Below are 15641 nucleotides of genomic sequence, written 5' to 3' on the forward strand. Positions count from 1 at the left end.
ATGGCAAATCCCAGAATAGCGTTCATCGGAGCTGGCTCCACCGTTTTCATGAAGAACATCGTCGGCGACATCCTGCAGCGTCCGGCGCTGTCGGGGGCTACGATCGCGCTCATGGACATCAACCCGCAGCGATTGGAAGAAAGCGCCATCGTCGTCAACAAGCTGATTTCGACACTTGGTGTGAAGGCGAAGGCAGAGACCTACGGCGATCAGCGCAAGGCTCTGTCGGGCGCCGATTTCGTGGTCGTCGCCTTCCAGATTGGCGGTTACGAACCCTGCACGGTGACGGACTTCGAGGTGCCGAAGAAATACGGCTTGCGCCAGACGATTGCCGACACGCTCGGCGTCGGCGGCATCATGCGTGGCCTGCGGACCGTGCCGCATCTCTGGAAGATCTGCGAAGATATTCGTGCGGTCTGCCCCAACGCCATCATGCTGCAATATGTAAACCCGATGGCGATCAACACCTGGGCGATCGCCGAGAAATATCCTGACATCAAGCAGGTTGGCCTTTGCCATTCCGTGCAGGGCACGGCAATGGAGCTCGCCCATGATCTCGACATCCCCTATGACGAAATCCGCTACCGCTCGGCCGGCATCAACCACATGGCCTTCTACCTGAAGTTCGAGCATCGTCAACCGGACGGTTCCTACAAGAACCTCTATCCGGATCTCGTACGCGCCTATCGCGAGGGACGTGCGCCGAAGCCCGGCTGGAACCCGCGCTGCCCCAACAAGGTGCGTTACGAGATGCTGACGCGTCTCGGCTATTTCGTCACCGAAAGTTCGGAGCATTTTGCCGAATACACACCTTACTTCATCAAGGAAGGTCGCGAGGACCTCATCGAGAAATTCGGCATTCCGCTCGACGAATATCCGAAGCGCTGCATCGAGCAGATCGCCCGCTGGAAGGGCCAGGCGGAAGCCTATCGTTCGGCCGACAAGATCGAGGTCAATGAATCGAAGGAATACGCCTCCTCGATCATCAATTCGGTCTGGACCGGCGAACCCTCGGTCATCTACGGCAACGTCCGCAATAATGGCTGCATCACCTCGCTGCCGGCCAATTGCGCTGCCGAAGTCCCCTGCCTGGTCGATGCCTCCGGCATCCAGCCAACCTATATCGGCGACCTGCCGCCGCAGCTGACCGCGCTGATCCGCACCAATATCAATGTCCAGGAACTGACGGTTCAGGCACTGATGACGGAAAATCCGGAACATATCTATCATGCTGCGATGATGGATCCGCATACGGCTGCCGAGCTCGACCTCGATCAGATCTGGTCGCTGGTGGATGAGCTGCTCGCCACCCATGGCGACTGGCTGCCGGAATGGGCACGGCCGAGCAAGGTGCGCGCGGCCTGAGGCACACGAATAGGATCAGCGCTGCCCGATATGCCGGCGCTGATCCTGATGGTTCAGGATAACCTGCCTTCGTCGTCGATCAGGGCTAGACGGAAGGGGAGCGTGTCGCTCCATCGCCAAAGCACGAGGTTGAGATCGTCGCGTCTGGCCGCGGGAGCAAAACTTCTGACCAAGAGGCCATGATAGCCATCGGACACGAGCCGACGTGCGAAGTTCTGTGTCCTTGCTTCCCCTTTTTCCTTCATCTCGTCGCGCCAGCTTGCTGCGGCAATCGTTTCGGCATCCATGCCGAGCGCCTGAAGAGCGACCTCGTCCCTTGTGTCAAAGACGCGCTCGATATCGGCCTCGTAGGAGACAAGGGTGGTTGGCTGCAGGCTGCCGACCTGATTGGCTTCCCTGAGCGCCGTCAGCACGGATAGCGACGTATAAAGAGCCGGCATTCCCTTTGGATTAAATCGTCCGCCATAGAGTTCGGCGCCCCGGCCGGAAAGTGGCTGGCGTGCATAGATCGGGTTCAGCGCCCGATAGAGCTTTCCTTCGTAGCGCATTATCGGGGATCAGGCGTGGACGCCGGCATCGATCGCATCGATATAATCGAGAACGTCCTCCGCCCGTCCGTCACGAACCAGCTGCATAGCAGTCTGGCCTGAAAAGCCCGATAAGGGCTCGGAACGATACCAGGCATAGGCCATCAGCGCCGAGCCGAAGCGGGGTTCGACCTTGTTGACGACTTCGATCATTTCGCGCAGGCGCTTCTGCGTCTTGTCGGAGCGGAGGCGGTCCTTGCGCTGGATCGCATCCTTGCCGAGACCGGCGGTGCGGGCAATTTCCTCGCTCGTCGTGCGGAAGGCATCGGCGATCTTGCGCGGTGCGAACAGCCCGTCATCTGCATATTGTGCGAGGCCCATGATCCATCTCCATGCCGTTTATACTGACGTTATATAGCGTCAAAATAAGCGGCGTTCAATGGCTGACGTTCTGCCGGTAATCGTTACCGATCATCTCAGCCGCCTTGGAGCCGATTGCCATGGCTGGCGCGTTGGTGTTGCCCGATGGAATGAAGGGAATGATTGAGCAATCGATCACCCGCAACCCGTCGAGCCCGCGAACCTTCAACGTACCATCGACGACCGCCATCGGATCGTTATCCGGCCCCATGCGCAGGCTCCCGGAAGGATGGTAGTTCGTCTTCACCGTCTGGCCGGCGAATTTCGTCAGCGCTTCCTCGTCTTGCAGCGTTTCCCCCGGCAGGATTTCCATCGCGATCTTGGAACGGAAGGGTTCCGTTTCCAGAAGCCGCCGCGCCGTCTTCAGGGATGCGAGCGTCAGGCGCAGATCATCGGGATCGCCGAAGAAATTGCAGTCGACGAGCGGCTGGTCGGCAGGGTCGGCCGAGCGTAGCTTCACGCTGCCGCGCGCCTTCGGCCGCAGCAGGCAGGAGGTAAAGGTCACGCCCCAGGTCGGTTTAGCCGAGGAGACGTCACGATCGAGATAGACGATCGGCGCGCAATAGAGCTGGATCGTCGGTCGATCACCGCCGTCCGGATCGTAGAAGAGGCAGGACTCGATACCTGTGGTCGTCACCGGCCCGGAATCGAAGAGCAGATATTGCAGCCCGTTACGGATCATCGGCCAGCCTTTGTCTTCGCCGAAGTAGCCGGACTTGCCCTTCGTGGTGGCGATGACGGGAACTTCGTGATGATCCTGCAGATTGGCGCCGACTCCGGGCAGATCGGCGATGACGGCGATGCCGTGTTCGCGCAGATGATCGGCGGGGCCGATGCCTGACAGCATTAGCAGCTTGGCGCTATTATAGGTTCCCGAGGCAACCAGCACCTCGCGTTCAGCCATGGCTTCGCGCGTCTCGCCACCCCGCGTATAGGCGACGCCGACCGTGCGGCCATTCCTGATGATGAGGCGGTCGACGCGCGCTTCGGTGATGATGTCGAGACGGCTGTCTCCCAAGAGCGGGTCGAGGAAAGCCTTCTTGGCATCCGAGCGTACCGTGCGGCGACCCCATTTGGCAAAGGTGTGCTGCATGATGCCGACGCCGTTCTGTCTGGCGCCGTTGAAATCAGGATTATAGGGGTGGCCGAGCCCCTGTGCGGCGAGGATGAAATCCTCGGTCGTATCGGAGATATGGCGCGGTTCGGAAACACGCAGGTTGCCGGAAATGCCGTGGAATTCATTGTTGAAGCGGCTATTGGCTTCAATGCCTTTGAAATGCGGCAGCATGTCCGCGTAGGACCATTCGGTTCCGTTGCCGAGATAGGCGGCCCAGCTGTCGTAATCTTCCTTCTGGCCGCGCATATAGACCATGGCATTGACTGCACTGCCACCGCCGAGAGCGCGCGCGACCGGCACGATAGGGCCGCGGCCGCCGAGCTGCGCTTGCGGCACGGTATGATGCATTTCGAGGAAATCGTCGCGCGCGAGATATTTCATGTAGCCGGCTGGAAAGGACATCAGCCTTGCGGTCTCGCGCGGTCCGCGCTCGATGATGAGGACCGAAAATCCAAAGTCCCGCACCAGCCGCATGGCGGCGACCGAGGCCGCGGATCCGCCGCCGGCGATGATGAAGTCGTAGGTCTTGTTCACATTTCCTCCGAACCGGGATGATGGTATCGGCCGACTCGCAATCGACTGCCAAAGCGAGCGACAACAATGACATAGATGCCATTGGCGATCGTCAAGGCGCGTTGCGCTCAACGCCCAAAGAATAGCGTTTCGGCATTCTCGATGAAGATTTTGCGGGCAAGTTCGGGGTTGCCGATCGCGTCCTGTATCCCGTCGATCAGGTCGGCGTCATCGGGCATATCGCTCCAGAGCTCGGTATGGGGCCAGTCGCTGCCCCAAAGCAGCTTTTCCGGATGGCTGGCGGCAAGTGCGCCCACCACCTCGGCAAAACCTGCATAGCCCCGCTCGCGCGTCAGCCTGTAGGGAGCCGTGAGCTTGACGTAGCCGCCGGGATGATCGGCGAGCCTCTGGAGAGCAGGAAGATGTTGGCGCCATGCGCCGTCGGCGAGCGGTATGAAGCCTAGATGATCGATGACGAAGCGGACGCCCAGATGCGGCAGCCGCCTGGCAAGGTCATCGATTTGGTCCGGGCTGATCTGAAGCTGCAGCGACCAGCCGAAATCGCGGATGCTAACCGCGAGCGTTTCGGCCGCAGTAAGCGGTAGGCCGCCCTTGTTGCGCGTGTTGATGCGAACGCCGCGTACGCCAAGCCGGTCGAGACGGGCAATCTCCGTGGGGCCTGTCTCGGGATCGATGACGACGATGCCCCGCAACCGCTCCGGAAAGGCGGCCAATGCCTCGATCAGAACCTGGTTGTCGAGGCCGTAGACGCTCGGTTGCACGACGATGCCCCTGCCGATGCCCAGCCGGTCTGCGAAGGCGATCCAGTCTGCAGTTGTTGCGATATCTGGCGTGTAGCTACGCGGCGTATTCAGCGGCGCGTCCGACCAGAAGACATGGAAATGTGTATCGATCGTGCCCTGTGGGAGCGGCTTTACCGGAAGACGGGTCAGCGGCAGGCGCGGCAGGCAGAGTGGCGCTTGACTGTCCACCAGGCTCATTTCTGTTCCAGATCCTCATGCTGGAGGAAATCGAAATCGGCGCCTTCATCGGCCTGCAGCACGCGTGTGTGATAAAGCTTGGCATAGCCGCGCGCCGGCTCGGCAGCCGATATTTCTCCAAGCTCTGCCATGCGTCGGTCGAATTCCGCTTGGTCAATGGCGAGGTCTATGCGTCTCTCCTTGACGTCGAGGCGGATGCGGTCGCCGGTTCTCACGATCGCCAGCGGCCCGCCGGCCGCAGCCTCCGGGGCAATATGCAGCACGATCGTGCCGAAGGCGGTGCCGCTCATGCGGGCATCGGAGATGCGCACCATGTCCTTGACGCCTTGGCGCGCGAGCTTGCGCGGGATCGGCAGATAGCCGGCTTCCGGCATGCCCGGCGCGCCTTTCGGGCCGGCATTGCGCAGCACGAGAATATCGTCGGCGCTGACTTCGAGGTCGTCGCTATCGATCCGCAGGGTCATGTCCTCGACGGAATCGAAGACCACTGCTCGGCCCTCATGCTGCAGCAGATCCTTCGATGCCGCCGATTGCTTGATGACCGCGCCACGGGGCGCAAGGTTGCCGTGGAGCACGGCAATCGTGCCGATGGGCTTCAACGGTTTATCGACCGTGCGGATGATCGTCTGGCCGGGCTCGTCGGGAGCCGCATCGATTACCTCGCCGATCGTCTTGCCATAGATCGTCTGCTGGCTGCCGTCGATCTCGTGGCGCACCGCCTTCAAGAGCGTCTGCACACCGCCGGCCTCGTGGAACTGCTCCATATAATGCTGGCCGGACGGCTGTAGGTCGACGAGAAGTGGGATGATCTTGCCGAGCCTGTCGAGCTCGGCCATGTCGAGACGAATGCCAAGGCGCCCCGTGATGGCGGCAAGGTGAACGACGGCATTGGTCGACCCCCCCATAGCTTGCAAGGCGACAAGGCAGTTGCGGATGGCCGAAGGCGTCAGAATATCGCGCACCGTCGGCGCATCCGGGTTGGCTGCCAGTCCGGCGGCAACGCGGCCGGTCTCTTCGGCAAGCCGCACGCGCTCGGATTCGGCGGCGGGCGCCGATCCTGCTCGCGGCAGGCAGAGGCCCATCACTTCGGTCAGGTTGGCCATGGTGCTTGCCGTTCCCATCACCGTGCAGGTGCCGATCGAGCTAGCGAGCTTGTTGTTGACGTCGGTAATTTCCGCCTCGTCGATTTCCCCGGCACGGAAACGCCCCCAGAAACGGCGGCAATCGGTACAGGCGCCGAGCCTCTCACCCTTATGGTGGCCAACGGCCATCGGCCCGGTCGGCAGGAAGATTGCCGGGATATCGCTGCTGGCAGCGGCCATGATCTGCGCCGGCAGGGTCTTGTCGCAGCCGCCAATCAGGATCACGGCATCCATCGGCTGGGCGCGGATCATCTCCTCGGTTTCCATCGCCATCAGGTTGCGAAGATACATCGATGTCGGCGAGGCGAAGCTCTCGTGGATGGAAATGGTCGGGAAGACCATCGGCATCGCGCCGGCCAGCATGACACCGCGCTTGGTCGCTTCGATAAGTTGCGGCACGTTTCCGTGGCAGGGGTTGAAATCGCTGTAAGTATTGGCAATCCCCACGATCGGGCGATCCAGAGCATCGTCCGAATAGCCCATGGCCTTGATGAAGGCCTTTCGCAGGAAAAGGGAGAAACCCTGATCGCCGTAACTCGTCAGCTTGCGACGAAGACCGCTCGACATTGTTCCTCCCTCGTCTCTTAAATTGAGCTCAAGCCTAGTGGGATATACGGGATTGTCAATAAAGAAGATGCTTCGGCGATGCCGCTCACCGCGATGTTCGGAAAATTGAATAGACAAAATGTAAGATAATTCGAGAGTTTTCTGCTTTTCCACGCCGAATGCGCATTGGCATTTTTGGTGATGATGTCTAAATTATCGATAAAATGAGGTGGAGTGGTTCATGGCAGAGATCAAACGAAGGCGGGTGGGGATCATTGGTGCCGGCTGGGTCAGCGAATATCACCTGCCGGCATGGATGAAGCAATCGGCGCGCGCCGAGGTCGTAGCGATCGCCGATCCCTCTGCGGAGGCGCGGGCGGCCAGAAGCGAGACCTCGGGCATTCCGAGAAACTATGCGAGCGCGGAAGCGATGCTGGCGGAGGAAGCGCTCAATGTCGTCGATATCTGTGCGCCGCGCGAGGCACATGTGGAGCTTGTGCAGTTGGCGGCGGCCAGGGGCGTCGATATTCTCTGCCAGAAGCCGCTCGCGCCCGATTACGACCAGGCAGTTGCTCTCGTTGCCGGTCTGCCGGCGTCGATCCGTTTGATGGTACACGAGAACTGGCGATTTCGCGCCTATTACCGGCGGCTGAAGGCCTGGCTGGAGGAAGGGATTGCCGGCAATATCAGGCAGGTTCAGTTCGAATTCTTCTCAAGCGGCATGATCGCCGATGCTGACGGCAACAGGCCAGCGCTCATCCGCCAGCCGTTTTTCCGCAGGCAGCAGCGTCTGCTGGTCATGGAGGTGATGATCCATCATCTGGATACGCTGCGCTACCTGTTCGGCGAGATGGAGGTGGTTGCCGCACGGCTTGAGCGCAGCAATGACGACATTGTAGCCGAAGATGTTGCCTTCGTAATTCTGCGCCGTCTGGACGACGGGGTGATCGTCACTGTAAACGCCAATCTGGCGGTGTATGGCGCGCCGCCGGTGCCGCGCGATCATCTACGGATTTTTGGCACGCAGGCGACGCTGGAATTGTATGGAAGCCGTCTCTCGGCAACGGGCCATGCCGAGCGCGAGGAAGAGTTCGATGCGGATGCCGTCTACCAGGGCGCCTATGACGCAACGATCGCGCATTTCCTCGATGGGCTCGAGGGCCGAGCAGGGATGGAGACCGTGCCTGACGATAATCTGAAGACGCTGGCGCTGGTCGAAAACATCTATCGGCTGAGCCAGTTCGACGCTGAAGACAAACCGCGATAACATAGCCCGCCCCCGGAGGACTATTGATGCAGACGCTCGATGATATCAGTGAAGACGAGACCGAACACGACGATCTGAGCATTGCGCGCGCGCTTGAAGAAGACATCATCTTCGGACGACTGGCGCCCGGCACTCGCCTGACCGAGGATACGCTTCTTGCGCGCTTCCACGTGACGCGACACTTCGCGCGCCAGGCGATCGTTCAGCTTGAGACGATGGGTATCGTCGTGCGCGAACGCAATAAGGGCGCAACTGTCCGCTCGCTGACATCGAGACAGGTGCAGGAGATCTATGACGTGCGCGAGCTGCTGCAGAGGCAGGCGGCACTCTGGATTCCGTTGCCGGCGCCCGACGAGCTGATCGCCGAACTGACGGCCCTGCACGAAGAGCATGGCCGGCACGTCGAATCCGGCTACCTTCGCGGCGTGCACGAGACAAACGACAAGTTCCATCTGACGCTTTTCAGCGCCTGCGGCAATTCCCATCTCGTCCAGTCGATCGAGCTCTACATGCGTCTCAGCCTGCCGGTGCGCGCCAATTCCATGTCGAGCAAGGAATCGCTGCAGATCTCGCACGAACATCACCGGCTGATGATCGATATGCTGAAGGGCAGGGATAACTGGGTCCTGGCGCAGCTCTGCGTCGACCATCTGCAGCCGAGCAAGAGGCGCTACCTCGCCTATGTGAGCGAAAATTGAGCCCCTAGACGGATTGGCCTGCACTCATGTCGGCCGCCGCCATTGGCCTGCGCTCGCCGTCCTCCAGCAAGGCCGAAACCGCGGCACGCTCTGGTGCGCCGAGCCGCCCGCCAAAGATGCTGCATTTGAGTGCTGCGGCGGCAGAGGCCATCCGGATAGCAACCTCTGTCGTCAGTCCCTCTGTGACTGCCAGCGCATAGGCGCCGTGGAAAATATCCCCCGCCGCCAGCGTGTCGACCGTCTTGACCCGAAATGCAGGCACATGCGCGACGTCAGCTGTTTCTTCGTTCCACCAATAGCTGCCGCGCTCCCCGGCGGTGACCACGATCAAAGCCTGCGGATAGTGCGTCTTGAGAAGCGGCACCATGTCGGCCGGATCGTCGATCTGCGAAAGGCTGTTGGCCGCCGGCTCCGAGAAGATGATGTGGTCGGCATGTTTCGCAAGCATGTCGATAATGTGAGGCGCAGCGACATCGCCATCGAGGATGGCAGGCTTTCCCGCCGCTCTTGCTGCTTGCAGCACCCTCTGGGCGAGAGCCGGCCAGCGCACATCCACCATCACGGCATCGAACGCCGCGAGATCGTTGGTCGTGACCTCCCGGACATCTTCGTGCAGTCGCGGATCGTAGAAGGGAACGATCAGTCTCTCGCCATCGTCGTCGATGAGGATTGTCGAAACGGCCGAACGGGCGCCGGCAACTCGCGCGCTCCCGCCGACATCAATTCCGGCTTGTTCGAGCTCTGACAGGATCTGCTGGCCGGTCGGATCCTCGCCGACCGCACCCCACAGGCTTGCCAGACCACCGAGGCGCACGATCGCATAGGCTGCGCTGGAAGCCATGCCTTCGGCAATTTGCAGCATTTCATAGGGCAGAACCTTGCCCGGCGTCTGCGGGATCGTACGAACACGAAACAGCGTATCGAGCACGGCGGCACCGACGCAAAGCACGCGGCGCGGCTTGCCGCCGGCATTGGAGAAGGTCGGGCTCAAATGCGTCGGCCAGTCGACTTCTCGAAGAGATGAACACTTGCCGGATCGATCGAGATCGAAACCGTATCGCCGTACGCAATCGCCAGCCTTTCGCGGAAGAGGCAGGAAATCTGTTCGCCATTGCAATCTACCTTGGCAAAGATTTCCGATCCCGTTCCCTCGACGATCTCGGCACGGCCGGCAATCCCGCCTTGGCTGGCGCGGATATGTTCGGGACGGATCCCGTAGACCAACTCACCGGCAGGCGGTGCGCTTTTGATGCTTTCCGGCAGTGGCAGGATGAGGCCCTTTGCCGTGCGGAAGACACCCTCTTCGATCCTGCCGTCGATGAAATTCATCGAGGGCGAGCCGATGAAACCCGCGACAAACAGATTGGCGGGGCGGTCGTACAGTTCCAGCGGAGCACCGACCTGCTCGATGACGCCGTCATGCAATACGACGATCTTGTCAGCCATGGTCATCGCCTCGATCTGGTCATGGGTGACGTAGATCGTCGTCGTCTTGATACGCTGATGCAGCGATTTGATTTCGGCGCGCATCTGCACACGCAGTTTGGCATCGAGATTGGAAAGCGGCTCGTCGAACAGGAAGACTTGCGGATCGCGCACCAATGCGCGGCCCATGGCGACACGCTGACGCTGCCCCCCAGAGAGCTGCTTGGGATAGCGGTCGAGCAGCTTTTCAAGGCCAAGGATGTTGGCCGCCTTGGTGACCCGTTCAGAAATCTCCGACGTATCGGCCTTCTTCAGCTTCAGAGCAAAGCCCATATTGTCGGCGACGCTCATATGCGGATAGAGCGCGTAGTTCTGGAAGACCATCGCGATATCGCGGTCGCGGGCCCTCAGGTTGCTGACATCACGGGCACCGATCCGGATTTCGCCATCGCTCATTTCTTCCAGACCGGCAATCATGCGCAGCAGGGTGGATTTGCCGCAGCCGGACGGACCGACAAGCACGACAAATTCTCCGTCGGCAATATCGACGCTGATGTCCCTGATGACATTGACGGCGCCAAAGCGCTTCTGGACGTTTCGAATATTCACGTTTGCCATGTTGATAGTCCTTTGAATGTCCGGTCAGCCGCCCTTGACGGCGCCAGCCGTCAGGCCTGCAACGATCTGCTTTTGCGCAAACATCGTCAGCACCAGCACGGGCAGCGTGACGATGAGCGCGGCTGCGGCAAGCGGCCCCCAGCTGACCTGCTCAAACGACAGCATGTTGTAGACGGCGACAGGCAGGGTTCTGGTTTCGCGGCTCGCAAGCACGATGCCGAATACGAAGTTGTTCCAGGAGAAGATGACAGACAGAATGAAGGCCACGACGATGCCGGGCTTGGCGATCGGCAGCGCCACCAGGCGGAAGACCTGCCAGGATGTCGCGCCGTCGATGCTGGCAGCCTCTTCAAGCTCCATTGGCGTCGTTTCGAAATAGCCGATCATGATCCAGACGACGATCGGCACGGTCACCACCAGATGGATGATGATCTGCGGCCAGAGCGTGCCGAGAAGGTTCAGCCATTGGAACAGCAGGAAGAGTGGGATGAGGAAGGACAGACCGGGCGTCATGCGTGCGATCATGATGACCATGGCGGAACGCTCCGCCTTCAGCCGCGCAATACCGTAGCCGGCAGGCACGCCGATCAGCAGCGCGAGCAGGGTCGCCCCGCCCGTCACGAGGATCGAATTCCAGAAGTAGAGGAAGAAGTTATTTTCCTCGAAGACCTTCATGTAATTCGACCAGGCGAAGCGCTCGGGGATGAAGATCGGCGGATAGGCGCCGTTGTCGATTTCGTACTTCAACGACAGGGAGATCATCCAGAGGAAAAACAGGATGACCGGGGAGACCATGACGAGGGCGACAAACAGCAGCCCGAAACGGTCGATCGTCTTGCGTTTCATCAGCGTGTCTCCGTGTCGGACCAGTTGGCGCGCTGCCGGATCATCATCAGCACGAAGGAAAGCGCGACGATGATGATGAAGAAGACGACTGCCATCGCCGACCCATAGCCGATGTCATAGTAGGAAAAGGCCGTATTATAGAGATAGATGTTGATCGTCTCCGATGCCGTTCCCGGCCCGCCCTGTGTCATCGCATAGATGATATCGAAGCTCTTGACCGCATCGATGCTCCTGATCATCACGCCAATCATCAGGAAGGGCGCGATCATCGGCAGGGTCAGGTATCGAAACTTCTGCCAGGCGTTGGCGCCATCGATTTCGGCACTCTCATAGGGTTCGCGTGGAACGGCTGCCAAGCCTCCGAGAACGATCAGCATGATCAGCGGCGTCCACTGCCAGGTCTCGACCAGAACGAGTGAAGGAATGACGCTTTTCTGGTTGTAGATCCACTCCTGCGGTCCGATGCCGACAAGTGACAGTAGGTAGTTGAGAACGCCAAGCTGCGGATGGAACATCATGGTCCAGACTAGCGCGATGGCGACGGGTGTCGCCATCATCGGCATGACGAAAACGCCGCGCAGCAATCCGCGGAACGGAAACTGCGCGTCGAAAATCAGGGCTGCGAGCGTGCCTAGAAATAGCGGTGCGACGACCGCAAGCAGTGTATAGAGCGCCGTGTGCCACAAGGACTCCCAAAAGCGCATGTCCACCAGCAGCCGGGTGTAATTGTCCACGCCGGCAAAAACCACCGGCTGGCCCAAGGTCCAGCTGTTGACGCTCATCCAGAGCGTAAACACCCAGGGAAACACGATGACCGCGGCGATGACGACCAGTGCCGGGACAACGAAGGGCCAGTAGTTCGGAGCAAGCCTGCCAGGCTTGCTCCTCCCATTTGCGATGCTTTTCGATCGCGTGGTGTCCATGCTCACGGATGCCATTATCCCTCGCTTCGGGCCAGTACCGGTTCGAACTGCGCGGTGGCGCTCTTCAGTTCCGCTGCCGGATCGGCGCCGCCGATCATGTTAGTCAGGCCGACGCCGTAGATGTCGCGGAATTCGGTGACCGGAATGATGACCGGCAGCGCGAGCTGCGAAACCTTTGCCGAGCCCGCAACGGCATCGACCCAGCTGCTGGGCATCTTGACGCCTTCTCGAACCTTCGCATCTCCGAGGATCGAATTGCGGAAGGGAACGCCGGCGCCTGCCTGCAGCAGGCGCGCGCCCATATCATGGGAAACGACCCACTGGCAGAAGAGATAGGCTGCTTCCTTGTTCTTGCTGGCAGCGGTAACGCCGATGCCGTCGCCGGTCGTTGCGGCGGCCTGGGCCTTCGGTCCCTTCGGCATGATGCCGTAACCGACTTTGCCGACGACGCGGGACTTTTCCGGGTTCTCGATCGGCGGAGCAAAGCCGACGCCATCGAGCCACATGCCGACCTTGCCCTGCAGGAAGGCAGACTGTGCTTCCGCCCAGTTGAAGCCGGAAACGCCGACGGGCGCGGCCTTCGTCATCAGGCGCTGATAGAGCTTAGCTGCTTCCACGGCTTCATCCGAAGTCGTGCGCAGCTTTCCATCAGGACCGAGCGGCGTCGAGCCATAGCCGAGCAGCAAGGTCGTCCAGACAGGGACGTTTGCATTCTTCAGGCCGCGGGCGACGAAGCCGTAGGTATTGGTGGATGTGTCGGTGAGGGCTTCAGCGGCGCTGGCCATCTCGTCGAAGGTCGAGGGGTAGGAGAGGCCCTTCTTCTCGAACAGTTCCTTGTTCCAGTAGACGATCCAATAGTCCACCGAGAACGGAAGCGAACGCAGCACGCCCTGCGAATCCTTGGCGAATTGCATGCCGGCTTCCGCAAAGTCGCTTTCGACGAGAGACGGGTCGGTCAGTGCCGGATCCTTGACGAAGCCGCTGATATCGGCAAGCCAACCGCCCTTTTCAAACTGGCGCTTCTGGACGTGATAGCTGAGGTGCACGACGTCGAAGCTCGGCTTGCCGGAGCTGAGTTCGATCGTCGTCTTCTGACGCTGCTGCTGTTCGGGCGTGGCTTCGGCATTGACCTTGATCCCGGTCAGCGCTTCAAACTCGCTCAGATATTTGAGGATCGTTTCGCTGCGCGGGCTTTTTACGAGGTTCACCTCGAGCGTCGTTCCGGCAAAGCGCTTCCAGTCGACAGCTGCCGAAGCAGGTTTGATGCCGAAGAGGCCGGCAGCACCGATCGCTGCTGAACCCGCCAGGAAGTTTCGGCGCGTGGGACGTATGAATGATGATGACATGCTGCTCTCCTCCTCTTGTGTGGCCTGCGGTCTCCTCACCGCAGGCGTCAGTCTAAATTCTCAGCGCGCGACTTCGCGCGTGATTGATATGCGCGGCAAGCGCATCGACGGCTCCTTGCGCATCCCTGTGCTCAATCGCCTCCAGCACGCGAAGATGTTCGCCCATGACGGGGCCGACGCGCCCGTCGATGCGGAAGCGCTCCTGACTGATCAGGCGCATCTTGATGGAGTTGACGCGATAGGCGTTGGAAATGATGGTGTTTCCCAGCGCATCGATGAAGGCATCATGCATGCCCCAGTCGACGGCCTGGGCGTGGACTTCCAGTTCATGTGAATGATTGCCGCCTTCGATTGCCGCGACGATTTCGCGATGCTGCTTCAGGAGTGCCGCAATCGTCTCGTCGCTTGCCGTCTCCGTGAAGATGCCAACGGCTTCCTTTTCGAGAAAAAGCCGGAGCTGAAAAGCTTCGCGGATGAGGTTGAGATCGATATGGGCAATCTGCAGACCGCGCTGCGGCACGGTCTTGATGAGGCCCTCGGCTTCAAGCCGCGGAATGAGCTCGCGGATGGCGCCAAGCGTCAGGCCGGTCAGTTCGACAAGCCTGCGCTGGGAGACGAATTGCCCGGGACGGACGTCACGCGCAAGCAGATGCCGGGTAAAGCTCTCATAAGCTTTCTCTCTCAGCGTCGGCTGCTCGTCGGCTCCATCCATCGGGTTCTCCTCGTACATGACCGCTATGCTGCCTTTGTGCGAAAAAGTCCGTCAAAGGCAAGAGCAAGCTCGCGCCTGCCGTCGGCGGAGATTGACGTCAAAGGCGGGCGAACCGCAAGCCACGTATCATCGCCTGTCATCCTTGCCACCATGACTTTCACAGCTGGCGTCACGGGATGCTTGAGAAGCTCGGCGACGAAGTGTTCGACGCGGGGATCGTCATTGCCGTCGACGGCCATGGCCCGCACTTCATGCGGCGCAAAATTAGCCATGCCGGAAATTGCGCCCTGGCCACCCATGCGCACGCCCTTGGCGAGATGCCGTTCGTCGCCGATCAGGATGATCAGGTCGCTATGCTGGCGCAGCAGCGCTTCGGTGTAGGGCCAGTCGCCGGAGGAGTCCTTGACGCCGGTGACGATCGAGGGGAACGCCTTTCGCAACCGGGTGATCAGGTCGACGCTCAACGTGACCATTGTCACCGAGGGAATATTATAGACCAGAACGTCGCGTGCTGCGCTGCCCAGCCGCGCAAAGACGTCAGCGAACCAGGCGAAGAGGCCGTCATCGCTCACATTCTTGAAATAGGAGGGTGGGGCGAGAAGAATATTGCGCACGCCCTTGGACAAGGCCTCCGACATCTGCTGGGCGGCATCCTCGGCGGCATCGACGAGCACGCCGACAACGATCTGTCGAGGCTGGATGCCGGAGGCAGTGAACGTTTCGAGGATCCGCTCGCGCTCCTGGCTGCCGATGGATGCTCCTTCGCCGGTCGTTCCAAACAGCGTGACGCTGGCGCAACCCGAATCGAGGCTCCGCTTCGCCTGAGCGAGCATAACCTCAGTGGCAATCATACCGCTGCTCTCGAAAGGGGTCGCCAATGCGACCGACAAACCAAACCCGATCAACAATATATCTCCTATAAGTCAGTATGTACTGGCTAACATGTTAGCTATCACTTGTAAACCTGTTTGTGGTGAACCGACGCCCGAGGGACGGTGGACTGTGGATTGTCAGAGTAGCGCGGGGCTTCCGCTATATGGGCCGGTTGGCCGTACTGTCGCAGCGGATGCTGTTCCGGAAGTGCGCATCAGTCGCAGGGTGTGTGCGGTCGCTCTCGGCGTCGCCGGAGATATCGCCGGCAGATGGGCGATGTTTCAATCGATGTCTCATGGCGG

Annotated in this window: 15 protein-coding genes; 3 read left to right on the forward strand and 12 right to left on the reverse strand. The window is 60.4% G+C overall.

All coding sequences use genetic code 11. The annotated features are described in order from the left end of the window. Positions 1–1365 (forward strand): alpha-glucosidase/alpha-galactosidase, encoded by a 1365-nt coding sequence (locus tag AB4Z13_RS30390; protein ID WP_113323995.1) that lies wholly within the window; start codon positions 1–3, stop codon positions 1363–1365. Positions 1366–1418: 53 nt separating this feature from the next. Here AB4Z13_RS30390 and AB4Z13_RS30395 read toward each other — a convergent pair whose 3' ends face one another. The 5 genes from AB4Z13_RS30395 to AB4Z13_RS30415 form a co-directional block, all read right to left on the reverse strand. After that, on the reverse strand, positions 1419–1913 hold the full coding sequence (locus AB4Z13_RS30395; protein ID WP_113323994.1) for an RES domain-containing protein: 495 nt from the start codon (positions 1911–1913) through the stop codon (positions 1419–1421). Between the two features lie 9 nt (positions 1914–1922). Then, the gene (locus AB4Z13_RS30400) at positions 1923–2273 is read right to left on the reverse strand and encodes an MbcA/ParS/Xre antitoxin family protein (RefSeq protein ID WP_439017437.1); all 351 of its coding nucleotides are present in this window, start codon (positions 2271–2273) and stop codon (positions 1923–1925) included. Between the two features lie 55 nt (positions 2274–2328). Continuing rightward, positions 2329–3963 (reverse strand): GMC family oxidoreductase, encoded by a 1635-nt coding sequence (locus AB4Z13_RS30405; RefSeq protein WP_442207594.1) that lies wholly within the window; start codon positions 3961–3963, stop codon positions 2329–2331. 107 nt (positions 3964–4070) lie between these two features. Continuing rightward, complete coding sequence (locus AB4Z13_RS30410; protein ID WP_442207595.1) at positions 4071–4943, reverse strand: amidohydrolase family protein; 873 nt, start codon at positions 4941–4943, stop codon at positions 4071–4073. Next, positions 4940–6652: an IlvD/Edd family dehydratase gene (locus AB4Z13_RS30415; RefSeq protein ID WP_442207596.1), complete on the reverse strand. Its 1713-nt coding sequence runs from the start codon at positions 6650–6652 to the stop codon at positions 4940–4942. The genes AB4Z13_RS30410 and AB4Z13_RS30415 overlap by 4 nt, the downstream gene beginning before the upstream one ends. Before the next feature lie 220 nt (positions 6653–6872). Here AB4Z13_RS30415 and AB4Z13_RS30420 point away from each other — a divergent pair, with 220 nt between their 5' ends. Together AB4Z13_RS30420 and AB4Z13_RS30425 are read left to right on the forward strand one after the other, a co-directional pair. Then, a complete protein-coding gene (locus AB4Z13_RS30420) occupies positions 6873–7898 on the forward strand; it encodes a Gfo/Idh/MocA family protein (RefSeq protein WP_442207597.1) in 1026 nt (341 codons plus the stop codon). Positions 7899–7924: 26 nt separating this feature from the next. Next, the gene (locus AB4Z13_RS30425; protein WP_442207598.1) at positions 7925–8596 is read left to right on the forward strand and encodes a GntR family transcriptional regulator; all 672 of its coding nucleotides are present in this window, start codon (positions 7925–7927) and stop codon (positions 8594–8596) included. Positions 8597–8600: 4 nt separating this feature from the next. Here the strand turns inward: AB4Z13_RS30425 and AB4Z13_RS30430 are convergent, their stop codons facing one another. The 7 genes from AB4Z13_RS30430 to AB4Z13_RS30460 are packed head-to-tail and all read right to left on the reverse strand — an operon-like array spanning position 8601 to position 15371. Then, on the reverse strand, positions 8601–9587 hold the full coding sequence (locus tag AB4Z13_RS30430) for a PfkB family carbohydrate kinase (RefSeq protein ID WP_442207599.1): 987 nt from the start codon (positions 9585–9587) through the stop codon (positions 8601–8603). Beyond that, the gene (locus AB4Z13_RS30435) at positions 9584–10639 is read right to left on the reverse strand and encodes an ABC transporter ATP-binding protein (RefSeq protein ID WP_442207600.1); all 1056 of its coding nucleotides are present in this window, start codon (positions 10637–10639) and stop codon (positions 9584–9586) included. Before AB4Z13_RS30435 ends, AB4Z13_RS30430 begins: the two co-directional genes overlap by 4 nt. A 24-nt stretch (positions 10640–10663) precedes the next feature. Beyond that, positions 10664–11485: a carbohydrate ABC transporter permease gene (locus tag AB4Z13_RS30440; protein ID WP_442207601.1), complete on the reverse strand. Its 822-nt coding sequence runs from the start codon at positions 11483–11485 to the stop codon at positions 10664–10666. Then, a complete protein-coding gene (locus AB4Z13_RS30445; protein ID WP_442207602.1) occupies positions 11485–12423 on the reverse strand; it encodes a carbohydrate ABC transporter permease in 939 nt (312 codons plus the stop codon). The genes AB4Z13_RS30440 and AB4Z13_RS30445 overlap by 1 nt, the downstream gene beginning before the upstream one ends. Further along, positions 12423–13754, reverse strand: coding sequence for an ABC transporter substrate-binding protein (locus AB4Z13_RS30450; protein ID WP_442207603.1), 1332 nt, complete (start codon positions 13752–13754; stop codon positions 12423–12425). The genes AB4Z13_RS30445 and AB4Z13_RS30450 overlap by 1 nt, the downstream gene beginning before the upstream one ends. Positions 13755–13806: 52 nt before the next feature. Continuing rightward, positions 13807–14466 carry a GntR family transcriptional regulator gene (locus AB4Z13_RS30455; RefSeq protein WP_442207604.1) on the reverse strand — a complete coding sequence of 220 codons (660 nt, stop codon included), beginning with the start codon at positions 14464–14466 and terminating at the stop codon, positions 13807–13809. A 23-nt stretch (positions 14467–14489) separates the two neighbouring features. Beyond that, positions 14490–15371, reverse strand: coding sequence for a dihydrodipicolinate synthase family protein (locus AB4Z13_RS30460; RefSeq protein ID WP_442207605.1), 882 nt, complete (start codon positions 15369–15371; stop codon positions 14490–14492). Positions 15372–15641 lie beyond the last annotated feature (270 nt).

The organism is Rhizobium sp. YAF28, from assembly GCF_052113285.1.
GTDB lineage: Bacteria > Pseudomonadota > Alphaproteobacteria > Rhizobiales > Rhizobiaceae > Rhizobium.